Annotated in this window: 19 protein-coding genes; 11 read left to right on the top strand and 8 right to left on the bottom strand. The window is 74.1% G+C overall.

The features are described 5' to 3' along the window. Nucleotides 1-38 precede the first annotated feature (38 nt). The 4 genes from ACQPYX_RS28580 to ACQPYX_RS28595 all read left to right on the top strand — a co-directional run bounded on the left by ACQPYX_RS28580 (nt 39) and on the right by ACQPYX_RS28595 (nt 2083). Nucleotides 39-881, top strand: coding sequence for a sulfurtransferase (locus ACQPYX_RS28580; RefSeq protein WP_433800637.1), 843 nt, complete (start codon nt 39-41; stop codon nt 879-881). Beyond that, nucleotides 881-1180: a DUF1416 domain-containing protein gene (locus tag ACQPYX_RS28585; RefSeq protein ID WP_018330591.1), complete on the top strand. Its 300-nt coding sequence runs from the start codon at nt 881-883 to the stop codon at nt 1178-1180. The genes ACQPYX_RS28580 and ACQPYX_RS28585 overlap by 1 nt, the downstream gene beginning before the upstream one ends. Before the next feature lie 136 nt (nt 1181-1316). Continuing rightward, the gene (locus ACQPYX_RS28590; RefSeq protein WP_018330590.1) at nt 1317-1442 is read left to right on the top strand and encodes a hypothetical protein; all 126 of its coding nucleotides are present in this window, start codon (nt 1317-1319) and stop codon (nt 1440-1442) included. Continuing rightward, nucleotides 1439-2083, top strand: a complete 645-nt coding sequence (locus ACQPYX_RS28595) for an FABP family protein (RefSeq protein ID WP_433800638.1) — start codon at nt 1439-1441, stop codon at nt 2081-2083. Before ACQPYX_RS28590 ends, ACQPYX_RS28595 begins: the two co-directional genes overlap by 4 nt. Nucleotides 2084-2178: 95 nt before the next feature. Here ACQPYX_RS28595 and ACQPYX_RS28600 read toward each other — a convergent pair whose 3' ends face one another. Both ACQPYX_RS28600 and ACQPYX_RS28605 read right to left on the bottom strand, forming a co-directional pair. Continuing rightward, nucleotides 2179-2526, bottom strand: a complete 348-nt coding sequence (locus tag ACQPYX_RS28600) for a hypothetical protein (protein ID WP_433800639.1) — start codon at nt 2524-2526, stop codon at nt 2179-2181. A gap of 57 nt (nt 2527-2583) precedes the next feature. Further along, nucleotides 2584-3234, bottom strand: a complete 651-nt coding sequence (locus ACQPYX_RS28605) for a hypothetical protein (protein WP_433800640.1) — start codon at nt 3232-3234, stop codon at nt 2584-2586. A gap of 138 nt (nt 3235-3372) precedes the next feature. On the opposite strand from ACQPYX_RS28605, the gene ACQPYX_RS28610 reads away from it, so the two are divergent. The 4 genes from ACQPYX_RS28610 to ACQPYX_RS28625 all read left to right on the top strand — a co-directional run bounded on the left by ACQPYX_RS28610 (nt 3373) and on the right by ACQPYX_RS28625 (nt 6544). Beyond that, nucleotides 3373-3813, top strand: coding sequence for a Fur family transcriptional regulator (locus tag ACQPYX_RS28610; protein ID WP_433800641.1), 441 nt, complete (start codon nt 3373-3375; stop codon nt 3811-3813). Beyond that, nucleotides 3810-4928: a YgfZ/GcvT domain-containing protein gene (locus ACQPYX_RS28615; RefSeq protein ID WP_433800642.1), complete on the top strand. Its 1119-nt coding sequence runs from the start codon at nt 3810-3812 to the stop codon at nt 4926-4928. Before ACQPYX_RS28610 ends, ACQPYX_RS28615 begins: the two co-directional genes overlap by 4 nt. Beyond that, nucleotides 4925-5860, top strand: coding sequence for a threonine ammonia-lyase (locus tag ACQPYX_RS28620; RefSeq protein WP_433800643.1), 936 nt, complete (start codon nt 4925-4927; stop codon nt 5858-5860). Before ACQPYX_RS28615 ends, ACQPYX_RS28620 begins: the two co-directional genes overlap by 4 nt. 114 nt (nt 5861-5974) lie before the next feature. Next, nucleotides 5975-6544 (top strand): RsiG family protein, encoded by a 570-nt coding sequence (locus ACQPYX_RS28625; protein WP_433800644.1) that lies wholly within the window; start codon nt 5975-5977, stop codon nt 6542-6544. 108 nt (nt 6545-6652) lie between these two features. Here the strand turns inward: ACQPYX_RS28625 and ACQPYX_RS28630 are convergent, their stop codons facing one another. Then, a complete protein-coding gene (locus ACQPYX_RS28630; RefSeq protein WP_433800645.1) occupies nt 6653-7579 on the bottom strand; it encodes a hypothetical protein in 927 nt (308 codons plus the stop codon). Between the two features lie 136 nt (nt 7580-7715). Between ACQPYX_RS28630 and ACQPYX_RS28635 the strand changes: the two genes are divergently transcribed. Together ACQPYX_RS28635 and ACQPYX_RS28640 are read left to right on the top strand one after the other, a co-directional pair. Further along, nucleotides 7716-7904, top strand: a complete 189-nt coding sequence (locus tag ACQPYX_RS28635) for a DUF3073 domain-containing protein (RefSeq protein WP_433800646.1) — start codon at nt 7716-7718, stop codon at nt 7902-7904. A 130-nt stretch (nt 7905-8034) separates the two neighbouring features. Continuing rightward, a complete protein-coding gene (locus ACQPYX_RS28640) occupies nt 8035-8253 on the top strand; it encodes a DUF2945 domain-containing protein (RefSeq protein ID WP_433800647.1) in 219 nt (72 codons plus the stop codon). 82 nt (nt 8254-8335) lie between these two features. Here ACQPYX_RS28640 and purM read toward each other — a convergent pair whose 3' ends face one another. The 4 genes from purM to ACQPYX_RS28660 all read right to left on the bottom strand — a co-directional run bounded on the left by purM (nt 8336) and on the right by ACQPYX_RS28660 (nt 13857). Continuing rightward, nucleotides 8336-9406: a phosphoribosylformylglycinamidine cyclo-ligase gene (purM, locus tag ACQPYX_RS28645; RefSeq protein ID WP_433800648.1), complete on the bottom strand. Its 1071-nt coding sequence runs from the start codon at nt 9404-9406 to the stop codon at nt 8336-8338. After that, on the bottom strand, nt 9403-11028 hold the full coding sequence (purF, locus tag ACQPYX_RS28650) for an amidophosphoribosyltransferase (protein ID WP_433800649.1): 1626 nt from the start codon (nt 11026-11028) through the stop codon (nt 9403-9405). The genes purM and purF overlap by 4 nt, the downstream gene beginning before the upstream one ends. A 109-nt stretch (nt 11029-11137) precedes the next feature. Continuing rightward, complete coding sequence (locus ACQPYX_RS28655; protein ID WP_433800650.1) at nt 11138-13327, bottom strand: putative bifunctional diguanylate cyclase/phosphodiesterase; 2190 nt, start codon at nt 13325-13327, stop codon at nt 11138-11140. A 140-nt stretch (nt 13328-13467) separates the two neighbouring features. Beyond that, nucleotides 13468-13857, bottom strand: a complete 390-nt coding sequence (locus ACQPYX_RS28660) for a sterol carrier family protein (protein ID WP_433800651.1) — start codon at nt 13855-13857, stop codon at nt 13468-13470. A gap of 22 nt (nt 13858-13879) precedes the next feature. On the opposite strand from ACQPYX_RS28660, the gene ACQPYX_RS28665 reads away from it, so the two are divergent. Then, nucleotides 13880-14578 (top strand): SGNH/GDSL hydrolase family protein, encoded by a 699-nt coding sequence (locus ACQPYX_RS28665; protein WP_433800652.1) that lies wholly within the window; start codon nt 13880-13882, stop codon nt 14576-14578. Between the two features lie 52 nt (nt 14579-14630). Here the strand turns inward: ACQPYX_RS28665 and purL are convergent, their stop codons facing one another. Then, nucleotides 14631-16919: a phosphoribosylformylglycinamidine synthase subunit PurL gene (gene purL / locus ACQPYX_RS28670; protein ID WP_433803829.1), complete on the bottom strand. Its 2289-nt coding sequence runs from the start codon at nt 16917-16919 to the stop codon at nt 14631-14633. Between the last annotated feature and the right edge of the window lie 231 nt (nt 16920-17150).

Genomic DNA, 17150 nt, shown 5'->3' on the forward strand with positions numbered 1-17150 from the left:
CGTGACGGCGCCGTCCGTCTTTCGATGAGGAGTCATTCATGAGCCGCCAGGACGCCCTGGTCACCGCCGACTGGGCGGAGGAGAACCTCGACGCCAACGGTGTGGTGTTCGTCGAGGTCGACGAGGACACCAGCGCCTACGACGGCGGGCACATCCCCGGCGCCGTCAAGATCGACTGGAAGACGGAGCTGCAGGACCAGGTCCGCCGCGACTTCGTCGACAAGGCGGGCTTCGAGAAGCTGCTCTCCGCCAAGGGCATCTCGAACGACGACACCGTGGTGCTCTACGGCGGCAACAACAACTGGTTCGCCGCCTACGCCTACTGGTACTTCAAGCTCTACGGCCACACCGCGGTCAAGCTGCTCGACGGCGGCCGCAAGAAGTGGGAGCTCGACGGCCGCAAGCTCGACACCGCCGTGCCGGAGCGCCCGCAGACGACCTACTCCGCCAAGGAGCAGGACCTCTCGATCCGCGCGTTCCGCGACGAGGTCGTCGACGCGATCGGCTCCAAGAACCTGGTCGACGTCCGCTCGCCCGACGAGTTCTCCGGCAAGCTCCTCGCGCCGGCGCACCTCCCGCAGGAGCAGGCGCAGCGCGGCGGCCACATCCCCTCGGCGCTCAACGTGCCGTGGTCGAAGGCCGCGAACGAGGACGGCACCTTCAAGTCCGACGACGAGCTGCGCAAGCTCTACGAGGCCGAGGGTCTCGACTCGTCGCGCTCGACGATCGCCTACTGCCGCATCGGCGAGCGGTCGTCGCACACCTGGTTCGCCCTGCACGAGCTGCTGGGCGAGTCCGACGTCAAGAACTACGACGGGTCGTGGACCGAGTACGGCTCGCTCGTGGGCGTGCCGGTCGAGACCGGGGATGGGAAGTCCTGATGTGCGGAGCTCCTGAGCAGACGGCCGAGATCCCGGCCGGGGTCGACCTGACCAAGGAGTCGGTGCTGGTCGGCAAGGTCACCAACGGTGGCTCGCCGGTCGGCGGCGCCTACGTGCGTCTCCTCGACGGCACCGGTGAGTTCACCGCCGAGGTCGTGTCCTCGGCGACCGGCGACTACCGCTTCTTCGCGGCGCCGGGCAGCTGGACGGTGCGGGCGCTCTCGCGCTCGGGCAACGGCCAGGCCGACGTCGCGGTGCAGGGCCCCGGGCTCTACACCACCGAGGTGCCGGTGGGCTGATGTCCCCGGTGGCAGCGAAGCCCTATCGGCGTGCTGCGTAGGACTGCTGTCGGATCCAGTGGCAGAGAATCCACATCGTCGGACACCCGTCCCGCCCCTCCCGGGTGAGGCGGGTGTTCGTCGTTAGGGTGGTCGGGTGGCCTGGGTCTACACGGTCCTCCTCGCCGCGACCAGCGCCGGGATCCTCTCCTACGCGCTCGTCCTGACGAGGCGGCTCTTCCGCGACGAAGCTCCCCGCGACCTCTCCGGAGGTGCGTCGTGAGCTCCGAGGTCCCCGAGGTGCCCGAGGGCCTCGCCGGCAACGAGGCCATCCGCGCCGCCGAGGAGCGCGCCGAGCACACCCGGGGCGCCAACCGCCCGCAGTGGGCCGACCTGCCGATCGCGGACGACACCGCCAACCTGCGGCAGGGCCCGGACCTGAACGACGCCCTGCTCCCCGTCCTCCCGCTCGTCGGGGTGTGGCGCGGGGAGGGCGAGGTCGTCTACCCGACGATCGACGGCCCGTTCCACTTCGGCCAGCAGATCACCGTCGCCCACGACGGCCGCCCGTTCCTCTCCTGGGAGGCCCGCGCCTGGCTGCTCGACGGGCCCGGCGGCGCCGTGGTCCGCCCGGCCGCCCGCGAGACCGGCTTCTGGCGCCCACAGCCCGACGGCACGATCGAGCTGCTGCTGGCCCACGCCACGGGCATCGTCGAGATCTTCTACGGCACGGCGCGCACGCAGACCTCGTGGGAGCTCTCCACCGACGCCACGGTGCGCACCGCCAGCGCCAAGGACGTGCAGGCCGCGAACCGGCTCTACGGCATCGTCGAGGGCGACCTCTTCTACGTCGAGGAGCGCGCGATGATGGGCCAGGAGATGCAGCCGCACGTCTCGGCCCGGCTGCAGCGCATCGTGGGATGACGGGGTCCTCGGCTGCGGGACGAACGACCCGTTCGTGCACCTAGAGGCCACGAACGACGCGTTCGTCCGGCCAGGAGGGGTCCCCGACCGCGGGTTCAGCCCGGCTCGAGCACCCCGAGCCGGGTGGCGACGACCTCGCCGAGGTCGGCCGCGTCGATCCCGGTGAGCCGGGCGACCCCGGTCGCCGGCACACCGGCGCGGAGCAGGGCGATCGCCGTCGCGCACGGCTCGTCACCGCGGCGCAGCGCGGCGAGCGCCTCGTCGGGATCGGCGACCAGCGCCGCCACCAGGCGCCGCGCCGCGTCGTCGGGAACGGCCCGACGCGCCCGGCGCCGGGCGCGCCACCCGAGCACTGCGGCGAGCAGCAGCAGGACCACGGCGATGCCGATCAGCACCGCCGCGGCCCGGATCCAGGACTCCGGCGTCGAGAGCCACGACTGCATGGCGACGGAGCGTACCCGCCCACCACGGAGCGCAACTGCGGCGCGAGCGGAGCGCGATCAGTTCTCGGCGGCGAGGTCCGAGGTGTCCTCGATGTCCTGCGGCGGCACGGGCCGCGGCGGACCCGGGGGCGGGTAGGGCGGCGGGCCGAAGGGACGGCGCTGCGGCGGACCCGGCCAGGGCCGCGACGGCCGGCCGGAGTTGGCCACGAGGTCGTCGAGATGGCCCTTGACCTTGACGAGCTCGTCGAACACCGCGTCGCGCTGGGCGCGCAGGTCGGCCAGGGCGGCGCGGGACTCGGCGTGCTCGGCCAGCAGCGACTCGGCGGCCTTGCTGCGTACGAGCGCGGCCTCCTGCTCGGCGGCCTGGAGGATGCCGCGCAGGCGTTCGTTGAACGCCCCGACCTGGTCCGGGTCCTGCGACGGAGCCGCCGCCGGCGCGCTCGGCGAACCCTCCTGCAGCGTCGCCGCGAGCTCACGGCGCGGGGCAGGCGGCGGCTCGGGCGCCCGGCGCCGTTCGCGGACCGCGAGCTGGGCCCGCAGCTGCGCCACCATCCGGCGCAGCCCGGCCACGTGCTCGTCGACCTGGGTCCGGTCGTACCCCCGGAGCACCACGTCGAAGTGCGGCCCGTCCGCCTCCTCCGGTGCGTCCGGCAGGTCCAGGTAGTGCTCGGCGTCGGGGGGAGTCCGCCCCCGCTCACCCGTCGTCATACATCACCTCGTCACCGCCCCGATCCCGTCCGTGATCGGGCCCCACCGATGGTAGGGACCGATCCGGAGCGGTGCGAGACGCCGAACGGCCGCCGACGGCGCGTTCCCGGCGTGTCGCGGCGGCCTACCATCGACGGCGTGGACACCGAACTGCGGCAGACGCTGCACCGCCGCGGCCTGCGCATGACCCCACAGCGCCAGCTCGTCCTCGACGCCGTGTCCGAGCTGGGGCACGCCACCCCGGAGGCCATCTGCACCAAGGTGCAGGAGATCGCCCCTGCGGTGAACATCACCACGGTCTACCGGACGCTCGACCTGCTCGAGCAGCTCGGGATCGTGCGCCACACCCACCTCGGCCACGGCGCGCCGACCTACGCCACCGGGGAGCACGAGCACGTCCACCTCGTGTGCCACCGCTGCGGCACGGTCGACGAGGTCGACGCGGAACTGCTCGACGACCTCGCCGAGGTCCTCGCGACGCGCACCGGGTTCGCCCTGGACGCGACGCACGTGGCGCTGTCCGGGCTCTGCTCGCGGTGCGAGTCGTCCGACACCGACGACCCGGAGGAGGAGGCATGAGTCGTTCCCCGCTGCTCGACACCCCGCACGCCATCGGTCACCCCGACGGCGACGACGCGCGCCCCGACGGGGGTGTCGCCTCGCACTACGGCGACCCCTTCGCCGAGCAGCGCGCCGCGACGCGCCGCGCGGTGGTCGTCGACCGGTCCCACCGCGGGCTCGTCGTCGTCACCGGCGACGACCGGCTGAGCTGGCTGCACCTGCTGGTCTCCCAGCAGGTCGCCGACCTGCCCGACGGCGCCGGCACCGAGGGCCTCGTCCTCGACGTGCAGGGCCGCGTGGAGCACCACGCGGTGATCAGCCACGTGGACGGGGCGATCTGGCTCGACGTCGAGCCCGGCACCGCCGAGGCGCTCGCGGCCTACCTGTCGTCGATGACCTTCTGGTCGAAGGTGGAGGTCCGGGACGCCACCGACGAGTTCGCGCTGCTCTCGCTCGTCGGTCCGGAGGTCGCCGAGGTCCTGACGACGGGTGGCGTCGAGCTGCCCGCGTCCGACGCGGGGCCGCTGTCCGGCGGCGGGATCGTCCGGCGGAAGGACTGGCCGGAGCACGCCGTGGACCTCCTCGTCCCGCGCGCGGCCCTCACCGACTGGTGGCGGCGCCTCACCGGCGCGGGCGCGACACCGGCCGGCCTCGACACCTTCGAGGCCCTACGCGTCGCGTCGCTGCGGCCGCGGCTCGGCCTCGACACCGACGACCGGACGATCCCCCACGAGGTCGGGTGGATCGGCTCGGCCGTGCACCTGGCGAAGGGCTGCTACCGCGGCCAGGAGACGGTCTCCCGCGTGGCCAACCTCGGCCGGCCGCCGCGGCAGATGGTCCTGCTGCACCTCGCCTCCGGCGACGACGCCCTGCCGCCGCCCGGGACGCCCGTGCTCACCGCCGAGGGCGGCCGGGCGGTCGGGCGCATCGGCACCGCCGTCCGGCACCACGAGCTGGGGTCGGTCGCGCTGGCGCTGGTGAAGCGCTCGGCCGTCGCGGGCGGCGCCGAGCTGTGGGTCGCCGACGACCGCGAGGAGGGCACCCCCGGGCCCGCCACCGTCGACGCCGACTCGGTCCCCCCGGACACGGGCGAGCCGCCCGGGCGCACGGCGGTCCGCCGGCTGCAGGGATGAGCCGGGCCCTCGTCACCCGCTCCGACGTCGAGGCGGCCGCGGCGATCCTGGACGGGGTCGCCGTGCGGACCGCGCTCGAGCCGCTGGACGCGGTCCCGGGGCTGCGGCTCAAGCGGGAGGACACGCAGCCGATCGGCGCCTTCAAGCTGCGCGGGGCGTTCCACGCGGCCTCCCGGCTCGACCCGGAGGTCCGGGCGCGCGGCCTCGTCACGCACTCCAGCGGCAACCACGGCCGGGCGCTGGCCTGGACCGCGGACCGGCTCGGCGTGCCGTGCACGGTGGTCGTTCCCGACGACGCCGTGGCCGCGAAGGTCGAGGCGATGGCCGCGCTGGGCGCGACGCTCGTCCCGGTGCCGCCGTCGGACCGGGCGGTCCGCGCCGACGAGATCGTGGCGGAGACGGGCGGGGCGCTCGTGCCGCCGTTCGACCACCCGCACGTCATCGCCGGCCAGGGCACCGTGGGGCTGGAACTGCTGGGCGAGGACGTCGACCGGGTCCTCGTGCCCGTCGGGGGCGGCGGCCTGATCTCGGGCATCGCCGCCGCGCTGGCGGGCAGCGGGGTGTCGGTGGTCGGCGTGGAGCCCGAGCTCGCCGGGGACGCCGCGGCGTCGAAGAAGGCCGGCGAGCTGACCTCCTGGCCCGCCGCCGACGTCGCGCGCACGGCGGCCGACGGGCTGCGCGCGCAACGGCTCGGGGCCCTGCCGTGGCAGCACGTGGCGGCCCTCGTCGACGACGTGGTGACCGTGGGCGAGGACGCCATCGAGGACGCCGCGCGCCTGTTGCACGCCGCCGGGGTCCCGGCGGAGGCCAGCGGCGCGGTCGCGACGGCCGGGGCGTTGACCCACCCCGACCTGGTGGGCGGCCGCACCGTCGCGATCGTCAGTGGACGGAACGTGGACCCCGCGTGGGTCGCGCGTGTGCTCGCGGCCTGATCCGCCGGGTCCGGCGCCCTCCGACGACCGGCGCCCGCGCACCGATGCCCGGTCGACGCCCGCTCCCGCTCCGACGGGTGACATCGGACGGGTGGGTCGGTCACCATGGAGGCCATGATCGAGTTCCGGCAGGGTGGTCGGCGGCGTCTCGACCGCGTCCTCGACCCCGCGTTCCTCGCCGCGATCGGTGACCGCTCGCTCGACGAGCTCCGGGCGATGCGCGACGACGCCGCCCAGGAGGAGACCGACCTGTCCTACCTGCGTCGGCTGCTCCACGCGCGGATCGACATCGTGCGCTTCGAGGAGCACCGGCGCGCCGGGACCGGCTCGGCCGAGGAGTCCTCGGTGGTCGACGCGCTGCCCCGCATCCTCGCCGACAACGCCATCGGCCCGGCCGCCGGTCGCGGGCGCCACCACACGGTGCAGCCGTCCCGCGCCGAGTCCCACCGTCGCCACGTCGAGGCGCTGCTGGCCGACACCGGGCTCTCCGACGTCGCGAGCCTCTCCGACGCCGAGCTGGCCGAGTCCGCCGAGGCCTACGCCGCCGAGGAGGCCTCGGTCTCCGACCACCGCATCCGCGTGCAGCAGGTGATGGACGCCTGCAACGAGGAGATCGGCCGCCGCTACCGCACCGGGTCGGCGAGCATCGACGAGCTGCTGCGTCGGGAGCGCGAAGGCGCCTAGCGGCCTCGTCCCGACCGTCCCCGTCCCCATCCCGAGCGAACGGCACTCTGGCGCACATAGATGACGCGAGAGTGCCGCTCGTTCGCTCCAGGGGTGCGGCCGAGCGGTCTAGTTCGCCCTCTCCCGGATCGCCCGGCTCGCCCAGAAGTCGCGGAGCCGGCGGTAGCTCTCCATCGCCTTCTCGGCGTCGCCCTCGCGCAGCGCGTCGAGCGCGGCGGCGACGTCCTCGGCGGAGGTGTCGCCCGCGAGCGTCTCGTCGTCCACGAGCTGCACGAGCCCGCCGTAGTCCAGCTCCACCAGCGAGCCGGCGTCGAAGTGGCGCAGCCAGCGGGCGGTGTCGCGCAGCACCTCGGCCGGTCCGCCGTCGCCCAGGGTCGAGCTCAGCAGCTCGGCCGCCGAGTCGGCGCGCGCCAGGGCGTCCGCCATGGACACCCGCCAGTAGCAGCGCCGCCGCAGCCCCGGGCCGTCCGCGGTCGCCGCGTCGTCGTGTGCGAGGACGAGCACCCGGTCGGCCGCCTCGACGAGCACGAACCACGGGAGCGGCACCGTCCAGGTGGCCGACACGATGTGCGTGGCGCCCTCCCCGAGCTCCGCCACGACGGCCTCCGCCCGGGAGCGCACCGTGGACTCCTCGTGGTGCAGCGCGGCCGTCCGCAGGACCGGCGACTCGCTGGAGAGGAAACCGACCAGGGCCGCCGCCGCCCGCGGGCGGGTGTCGAGCGGGCAGACCATCGTCGTGGGCCCGAACCGGGCCGGCGCGGGCGAGCCCTCCTCGGCCGCCGGGGCGTCCGCGCCGTCGGCCAGCAGGACGTCGACGGGACCCTCGGTGGCGGTCCCGTCGACCCGCTCGCCGGGCAGCAGACGCACCGGGACACCCAGCTGTGCCCTGAGACACACATCCCGTTCCCGGGCCCCCACGCGGGTGACGGGGATCGCACCCCGGGCGAGTCCGGCCCGCACACGCTGGGCCAACGGCCCCGGGAGCGCCCCCAGCGGCTCGTAGACGCGGAGGTAGCAGACGAAGGGGGCGGGCACGGGCGCGATGGTGCCACGTCACGTCGCACGCGCGTTCGGACACACGGTATGCTCGTGCCACGAGCATTGCTATGAGATGAGGGGGGCCGCCGGTCTGACCGGCCGCCCCCCGCCCTGTTCGAGGGGGTCATTGCCCATGGGACGCGGACGAGCCAAGGCGAAGCAGACGAAGGTCGCTCGCGAGCTCAAGTACAGCTCCCCCAGCACCGACTTCGACGCCCTGCAGAGGGAGTTGGCCAGCGGGGACCCGTTCTCGCGGCACACGGTCGATGACGACGACCAAGTGGACTCCCGCTACTCCGAGTACAGCTACGACGAGCGCTGACACCTCGGACGGGTCTCCGTCCCGCGCTTCACCGCCCCGCCTCGGGGGCACCCCGCCCCGTCGAGCCGCCCACGTCACGGGCCTCGACGGGACGCGATGCCGCGTGTTCCGATGCGGACGGGAGAGTGCGATGACGAAGGCCTTCAGCAAGGGTGACCAGGTCAAGTGGAACTGGGGCAACGGTGAAGGTGAGGCCCAGGTCGACGAGGTGCACACGGAGCGCGTCGAGCGTCAGATCGACGGCAAGAAGCAGACGCGCAACGGCACGGAGGACAACCCGGCCTACGTGCTGAAGCAGGACGACGGGCAGCGCGTCCTCAAGCTCCACAGCGAGCTCAAGAGCGGCTGACCCGTCCCGACGAGAGACACATCAGGCAGGTCCGCGGGCTCGCGGACCTGCCTGATGTGCTTCTCGCGGAGGGCGCGGTCCCTCAGAACCGCGGGTGGTCCCCGTACAGCGTGGCGCCCGCGATGTCGCCCCGGACGACCTCGCCCAGCACCCACGCGGGCACGTGCTTGGCGGTGAGGACGGCGAGGGCCCGGTCGACGTCGTCGGGCGGCACGATCGCCACCATCCCGACGCCCATGTTGAACGTCGCCTCCATCTCGGCGCGCTCCACGCGTCCGCGGCCGGCGATCAGCTTGAACACCGGCGCCGGATTCCAGGTGGTCCGGTCGAGGTCGGCGTGCAGCCCCTTCGGGATCACCCGCGCGAGGTTCGCCGTCAGCCCGCCGCCCGTGATGTGGGCGAACGTGCGGACGTCGGTCTCGGCGGCGAGCGCCAGGCAGTCCCGTGCGTAGATGCGCGTGGGCACGAGGAGTTCCTCGCCGAGCGTGTGGCCGAACTCCTCGACGTGCCCGTCGAGCGACATCCGACCGATGTCGAGCAGCACCCGACGGGCCAGCGAGTAGCCGTTGGAGTGCAGCCCGGACGAGGCCATGGCGATGACCTGGTCCCCGGCCCGCACCCGCTCGGGGCCGAGCACGCGGTCGGCCTCGACGACGCCGACGCCGGTGGCCGACAGGTCGTAGTGGTGGGGCTCCATGACGCCGGGGTGCTCCGCGGTCTCGCCGCCGAGCAGGGCGCAGCCGGCGATGCGGCAGCCCTCCGCGATGCCGGACACGATGGAGGCGACCTTGGCCGGGTCGACCTTGCCGATGGCCAGGTAGTCCTGGAGGAACAGCGGCTCGGCGCCGCAGACCACGAGGTCGTCGACGACCATGGCGACCAGGTCCAGGCCGACCGTGTCGTGCTTGTCGGCGGCCTGCGCGACGGCGATCTTGGTGCCGACGCCGTCGGTGGAGGCGGCCAGCAGCGGCTCGGTGTACTTCCCGGTCTTGAGCGCGAACAGCCCGGCGAACCCGCCGATGCCGCCCCGCACCTCGGGCCGGCGGGTGGCGGCCGCCAGTGGCTTGATCAGGTCGACGGCGCGCTCACCGGCGGCGACGTCGACGCCCGCCTCCGCGTAGCTGCTCCCGCCGCCGTTCGCGGTCCCGCTCACGGGCGCGAGAGGGCGTCCTCGGCGCCGTAGCCGGGGGTGGTCCGCGAGAGCGGGAGACGCAGCGCGGCGGAGCCCGACCCGTCGGGACCGCTCGGCACCGGCGGCACGCCCGCGCGGGTGCCGTTCTGGTGGACGACGTTGCCCGAGTCGCCGCAGGCGGTGCCCGCGACGTCCTCGAGCAGGTGCTTGCCCACCATGGCCTCCTCGGGCAGGGGGATCGGGTACTCGCCGGAGAAGCACGCCGTGCACAGCCGGGAGCGGGGCTGCTCGGTGGCCGCGATCAGGCCCTCCGAGGAGATGTAGCCGAGGCTGTCGGCACCCACGGAGCGCCGGATGCCCTCGTTGTCGAGCCCGTTCGCGATCAGCTCCGCCCGCGAGGCGAAGTCGATGCCGTAGAAGCAGGGCCACCGCACGGGCGGCGACGCGATGCGGACGTGCACCTCGACCGCGCCGGCCTCGCGCAGCATGCGGACCAGGGAGCGCTGGGTGTTGCCGCGGACGATCGAGTCGTCGACCACCACGAGCCGCTTGCCCCGGATGACCTCGCGCAGCGGGTTGAGCTTGAGCCGGATGCCGAGCTGCCGGATCGTCTGCGAGGGCTGGATGAAGGTCCGGCCCACGTAGGCGTTCTTGACCAGGCCCATGCCGTAGGGGATGCCCGAGGCCTCGGCGTAGCCGACCGCGGCGGGCGTCCCGGACTCCGGCACGGGGATGACGAGGTCGGCCTCGGCCGGGTGCTCCTTCGCCAGCTTGCGGCCGATCTCGACGCGGGTGGAGTGCACCCCGCGGCCCGAGATGGAGGTGTCCGGCCGGGCGAGGTAGACGTACTCGAAGATGCAGCCCTTGGGCTCGGGCGCCGCGAAGCGCGAGGAGCGCAGCCCGTCGGCGTCGATCGCGATCAGCTCGCCGGGCTCGACCTCGCGGACGAACGAGGCGCCGACGATGTCCAGCGCGGCGGTCTCGGAGGCGACCACCCAGCCGCGGTCGAGCCGGCCGAGCACGAGCGGGCGCACGCCGTGGCGGTCGCGGGCGGCGTAGAGCGTGGTCTCGTCGCAGAAGGCGAGACTGAAGGCACCGCGCAGGTCGGGCAGCAGGCGCAGCGCCGCCTCCTCGACCCCGAGGTCGGTGGCGGACTCGGCGAGCAGGCCGGTGACCACGTCCGAGTCGGTGGTGGCGGTGACGCGGCTGCGCGAGGGCGCGGCCTCGGCGCGGCGCGCGACGAGCTCGGCGGTGTTCACCAGGTTGCCGTTGTGGCCGAGCGCGATGCCGGTGCCCGCGCTCGTCGTCCGGAAGGTCGGCTGGGCGTTCTCCCAGGTCGACGAGCCGGTGGTCGAGTAGCGGGTGTGGCCGACGGCCATGTGCCCGCGCAGCGACGACAGCGTCTGCTCGTCGAAGACCTGGCTGACCAGCCCGAGGTCCTTGAAGACGACGATCTGGCGGCCGTCGGAGACGGCGATGCCGGCCGCCTCCTGGCCGCGGTGCTGCAGGGCGAACAGGCCGAAGTAGGTCAGCTTCGCGACCTCCTCGCCCGGGGCCCAGACACCGAAGACCCCGCACTCCTCGTGCGGGACGTCGTCGTGGGGGGATGTGGGTGCCGACGGACCGGGATCGGCTTCGACCACCGAGGGGCTCCTCGAGACGGGGGCGGGGCGCAGCGACCAGGGTACGTGCGCGGGAGGGCCCTGCGGAGTCGCGCTGGCAACATCCGGCGTCCCGGAGGGCCCGCGAAGCTCACGAAACGGACGAAGTGACCCGTCCGCCGATCGGGTCCCCGGGTCCGGGCCAGGACCGGGCGTCGGGCCGCTGGAGCACGTCGCGGATGTCCTCGCGCGGCAGGGCGGCCGCGAAGTGCCAGCCCTGGCCCTCGTCGCACCCCAGCCGGCGCAGCCGCTCGGCCTGCGCCCCGGTCTCGACGCCCTCGGCGCACACCGTCATCCCGAGCGCGTGGCCGAGGTCGACCAGCGTGCCGACGATCCGCTCGTCGACGGTGTCGGTGACCTCCTCGTCGCGCAGCCGCTCGCCGAACGAGCCGTCGAGCTTGATCACGTCGACGGGGAGGGTGCGCAGGTAGGAGAGGTTGGAGTAGCCGGTGCCGAAGTCGTCGATGGCGATCCGCACCCCGAGCTCGCGCAGGCCGTCGAGCGCCTTCAGCGGCGCCCCCTCGTCGGTCGTGAGGGCGCGTTCGGTGAGCTCGATCTGCAGCAGGCGGGGCGGGAGGCCGGTCTCCGCGAGCACCTGCTCGACGTCGGCGAGCAACGACGGTTCGTGCAGCTGGCGCGGCGCGACGTTCACCGAGACGAAGGGGGCGTCCTCGCCGAACTCGTCGTACCAGCGCCGCGCGTCGCGGCAGGCGCGGGCGAGCACCCAGTGCCCGAGCGGCACGATCGCGCCGGTCTCCTCCGCGAGGCCGATGAACCGGCCGGGGCCGAGCACCCCGAGCCGCGGGTGGTGCCAGCGCACGAGCGCCTCGACGCCGCGCATGCCGTGGTCGCCCATCGCGACCAGCGGCTGGTAGAGCACGAAGAACTCCTCGCGCTCGATGGCCGAGGGCATCGCGGCCGAGAGCGCGAACCGGGTGATCTCCGCCTCGTCACGGCTGGGGTCGTGCAGGGCCCAGCGGCCGCGGCCGTCGGCCTTCGCCGAGTACAGCGTGATGTCGGCGGCCCGCATCAGCTCCGAGGGGTCGCCGCCCGCCACCGGACGCTCGACGATGCCGATGCTCGCGGAGACGGCGAGCTCCTGGCCCGCCAGCTCCAGCGGCTCGCCCAGCGCGACGAGGATGCGCTCGGCGAGGGTGATCAGCTGGTCGACCCCGCGGGAGTTCTCGACGAGGACCACGAACTCGTCGCCGCCCATCCGGGCGACGAGCTCACCGTCGGTGGCCTGGTCGGCGAGCCGCTGCGCCACCTCCTGCAGCATGATGTCGCCGACGTCGTGGCCGAGGGAGTCGTTGACCGCCTTGAAGCCGTCGAGGTCGAGGAAGCAGAGGCCGACGCGCCGGGACGAGCCCGGCGCCGTCGTCGTGAAGATGTGCTCGACCCGCTCCGCGAACAGCGCGCGGTTGGGCAGCGTGGTGAGCGTGTCGTGGAAGGCCTGGTACTCCAGGTGGGACTGCAACGCGTGCCGCTCGGTGACGTCCTCGAGCATGGCGACCTGGTAGGACGGCCGCCCGCGCTCGTCGCGGACCAGCGAGAGCGTCAGGTTGCAGATGATCTCCTCGCCGTCCTTGCGGTAGAACCGCTTCTCGATGCAGAAGTTGTCGAGCTCGCCGGCGAGCAGCCGCTCGTAGAGCACCCAGACCGACGGCAGATCCTCCGGGTGGGCGAGCTCGCCGACGCTGCGGCGACGCATCTCCTGCGCGGTGTAGCCGAACATCTGGGTCAGCGCCGGGTTCACCTCGACGATCCGGCCCTGCATGTCGCCGAGGCCGATCCCGATCGCGGCCTCGTAGAACATGGCCCGGAAGCGCGCCTCGCTGGCGTGCAGCGCCTGCTCGGTCTGGTGCCGCGCGACGATCACCGCGCGGCGGATCGCCTCCTGCTCGTCGAGCGTGCGGTCGCGCAGCGTCGTGGCGTACCCGGCGGCGAGCGCCCCGACGAGGGCGAGGACGTCGTCGCGCAGCTCCTCCCCGAGCAGCTCGGGCAGGCGTCGGCCCAACAGCATCAGGGTGCGTTCGACCGTGGAGGGGCCGGTGAAGTGCGCCTGCACCAGGCGACGGCCCGCGTCGTGCCCGGCGGCGCCGGCACGGGCCGGGCGGGCCCGCAGCGCGGCGACGAGGTCGGCGCTGATCTCGGTGAGGTACTCGACGAGCTCGTCCGAGCCCATCGGCACGTAGCTGGTGCCCTCGACCTCGACCGCCCACTCGCGCGCGAGGGTGTGGACGACGAGCGGGTCGACGGTGTGGGCGCGGATCTCAGTCACGGCGACCCGCCGTGCCGGGGACGTGCGCGCTGCCCCGGTGGGCCCAGTCCGCTCGCGTCACGGCGTCACCATCCTCCGTCGAGGCGAGCATACGGACCCCGGCACGCCCACGGACGGGGTCGGCCACCCGGACGGTGGGATCAGCCCGGGGAGACCAGCGGCAGCCACGCGGCCACCTGCCCGGCCCGGTGCCCGGAGGCCGAGACCGCTCCGGAGGCGACGGCGGCGTCGAAGTCGAGCCGGCCGAGCGCGAGGGCACACCACGTCCGCGGATCGGTCTCCACCACGTTGGGGGGAGTCCCACGGGTGTGACGGGGCCCATCGATGCAGTGTACTGCTCCGAATGGAGGTACGCGCACTTCCACGCTGCGCCCCGGAGCCACCTGCTCGAGCGCAGCGAGTGACATCCGGACCGCCGCGGCCCGGTCCGGCCGGGGCGGGGCCTCGTCGACGTCGCCGTCCACCCAGGGGGCGACGGCGAGCAGGGCGGCACGGACCTCGGCGGGCTCGGGCGGACGGCGACTCGGCATGGTGTGTGTGAATGTAGGCGGCGTGATCCACCGCGTGCTCGGTGTCCTGCCCGTGATCCGGCGCGTGCTCGGTGTCCTGCTCCTCGCGGTGCTGGTCGCCTGGGGGCGTGGCCTCGCCGCGGCGCAGACGATGGAGGCCGATCACGCCGCCTACTGGCGCCGCCGCCGGCGCTCGCCCGGTGAGCTCACGCTGGTCGCGCTGGGCGACTCGCTGTCCCAGGGCATGGGTTCCACCGACCCGTCGTCGTCCTGGGCGGGCCGGTTGGCCGCAGCGTGGGAGGAGCGTTCCCGACGACGGGTGCGGGTGGTCGTCCTCGGGGTGGTCGGGGCGACCGCGGCGGACGTGCTGCGCGACCAGCTGCCGGACCTGCCGCCCGCCGACCTCGTGGCGCTCGGCATCGGGACCAACGACGCCGCGCAGGGGGTGTCCCCGGAGGAGTTCCGGGCGAGCTTCACGGCGCTGTGCGCGGCCCTGCCGGCCGGATCGCTCGTCGCCGACGTCCCGGACCTGCAGCGCGGGTCGGTGCGTCGGGCCGGGCTCGAGCTCTCCGCCGTGGCCCGCGAGGTGCTGGCCGAGCACCCGCACCTGCGCCCGGTCGCCCTCGAGGCCGCCACGCACCGGATGTGGCCGTGGCAGTTCGGTCCGGACCTGGCCCACCCCAACCGGCTCGGCTACGCCCGGCACGCGGCGGCGTGGATCGCGGCCCTGCCACGGGCGTGAGCACCTCCCGGTGCCAGCAATGCGGGCACTGGGCGAGGGGTGAGGCCCCCGGTCAGGCGTCCAGGACCGCCGGCAACGTGGCCGCGTGCGCGATGACCAGCTCGGCGACGTCGAGCGGGTCGACCCCGTCGATGGCGAGCGCGTCGCCGCCGACTTCGCCGAGCCGGGCGGCAGGCTGCCCGACCTCGACGCAGAGCCGCGCGAGGTCGGCCTCGGCCGCGGCCGGCACGGAGACCAGCATGCGCGCCGCCGACTCGGAAAACAGCGCGGCGGCCGGGTCGAGCTCACCGGGCGGGAGGGTCACCACGGCGCCGACCCGGGAGTCGACCGCGCACTCCACGAGCGCCTGGGCGAGGCCGCCGTCGGAGAGGTCGTGGGCGCCGGAGAACAGGCCGCGCGCGGCCCCGTCGGCCAGCACGCCCGCGAGGCGTGCCTCCGCGGCGAGGTCGCAGCGCGGGGGACGGCCGCCGAGGTGGTCGTGCACCACGCCGGACCAGGCGGAGCCGTCGAGCTCGTCGGCGGTCTCACCGAGCAGCCACACCGCGTCGCCGGGAGCGCCGAAGCCGTGCGGCACGGCGCGGTGGACGTCGTCGACGAGGCCGAGGACGCCGACGACGGGGGTCGGGAGGATCGCCGTCGTCGCGGTCTGGTTGTAGAAGCTGACGTTGCCGCCGGTGACCGGGATACCGAGCTCGGCGCACGCCTGCGCGAGGCCGTCGACCGCCTCGGCGAACTGCCACATGACCGCGGGGTCCTCCGGCGAGCCGAAGTTCAGGCAGTCGGAGACGGCGACCGGGCGGGCCCCGGACGCCGCGACGTTGCGGACCGACTCGGCGAGCGCGAGGCGGGCACCCTCGCGCGGGTCGAGCAGGCAGAAGCGGGCGTTGCAGTCGATCGCCAGCGCGATCCCGCGGTCGCTCGACTCGTCGATCCGCAGCACCCCGGCGTCGGCGGGGGTGGCCGCGGCGGTGTTCCCGCGGACGTAGCGGTCGTACTGCTCGGTGACCCACGCGCGGGAGGCGAGCTGCGGCGACGAGGCCAGCCGGACGATCTGCTCCGCGAGCTCCGCGGGCGTGCCCGGCCGGGCCAGCCCGGTCGTCGTGGCCGCCTGGAGCTCGTCCTGGGCGGCGGGGCGGGCGTAGGGGCGGGAGTACACCGGGCCGTCGTGCGCGACCGTGCGCGGCGGGACGTCGACGACGACCTCGCCCGCGGCGTGGATGCGGAGGTTCTCGCCGTCGGTGACCTCACCGATGACCCGCGCGGTGACGTCCCAGCGCTCGCAGACGGCGAGGAACGCGTCGACGTTCTCCGGCGTGACGACCGCGCACATCCGCTCCTGGGACTCCGAGGAGAGGATCTCGGCCGGGGTCATGCCCTCGGCGCGGAGGTGGACCTGGTCGAGGTCGATCTCCATGCCGCCGTCGCCCGCGCTGGCCAGCTCGCTGGTGGCGCAGGAGAGGCCGGCGCCGCCGAGGTCCTGGATCCCGACGACGAGGCCCGCGGCGTAGAGCTCGAGGCAGCACTCGATGAGGACCTTCTCGGCGAAGGGGTCGCCGACCTGGACGCTCGGGAGCTTCTTGCGACCCGTGCCCTCGCCGAAGGTCTCCGAGGCCAGGACGGAGACGCCGCCGATGCCGTCCAGCCCGGTGCGGGCGCCGAACAGCACGATCTTGTTGCCGACGCCGGAGGCGAAGGCGAGGTGCAGGTCCTCGGTGCGCAGGACGCCGACGCAGAGCGCGTTGACCAGCGGGTTCCCGGCGTAGGTGGGGTCGAAGACGACCTCACCGCCGAGGTTGGGCAGGCCGAGGCAGTTGCCGTAGAAGCCGACCCCGGAGACGACACCGGGGAGCACGCGGGCCGTGTCGGGCGCGTCGAGCGGACCGACCCGCAGCCCGTCCATGACGGCGACCGGGCGCGCGCCCATGGCCATGATGTCGCGGACGATGCCGCCGACGCCGGTCGCGGCGCCCTGGTGGGGCTCGACGTAGGACGGGTGGTTGTGCGACTCGATCTTGAAGGTGACCGCCCAGCCGTCCCCGACGTCGACCACGCCCGCGTTCTCGCCGATGCCCGCGAGCAGGTGGCGGCGCATCTCGTCGGTGGTGGTCTCGCCGAAGCGGCGGAGGTGGACCTTGGAGGACTTGTAGGAGCAGTGCTCGGACCACATGACCGAGTACATGGCGAGCTCGGCGTCGGTGGGACGGCGGCCGAGGATCTCCCGGATCCGCGCGTACTCCTCGTCGCGCAGCCCGAGCGCGGCGTAGGGCTGCTCGTGCTCCGGGGTCGCGGCGGCGTTCGCGACCGTGTCGAGGGGCGGAGTACCGGTGGCCTGGTCCTGCACAGTCACACCGGGAACCCTACTGACGCGCGTGTCGCGCCGCCGCGAGCGTGGCGGTGCCCACTGGTCCGGTGAACGAAACACGCCGAACGACTGACGGAAGATCAAAACGTGTTCGACCGGTCACTCGTCGTGCGTCACCGACCGCACATCTCGGTCGCTCCCCGTGTCCGTCGTTCGGGTGGCCGCTCACGGCCCGACTACGACGTCTCGGCGAGTTCGCCGCGTGGCGTG

The sequence above is a fragment of the Actinomycetospora sp. CA-084318 genome, from assembly GCF_050955885.1.
In the GTDB taxonomy this organism is placed as follows: domain Bacteria; phylum Actinomycetota; class Actinomycetes; order Mycobacteriales; family Pseudonocardiaceae; genus Actinomycetospora.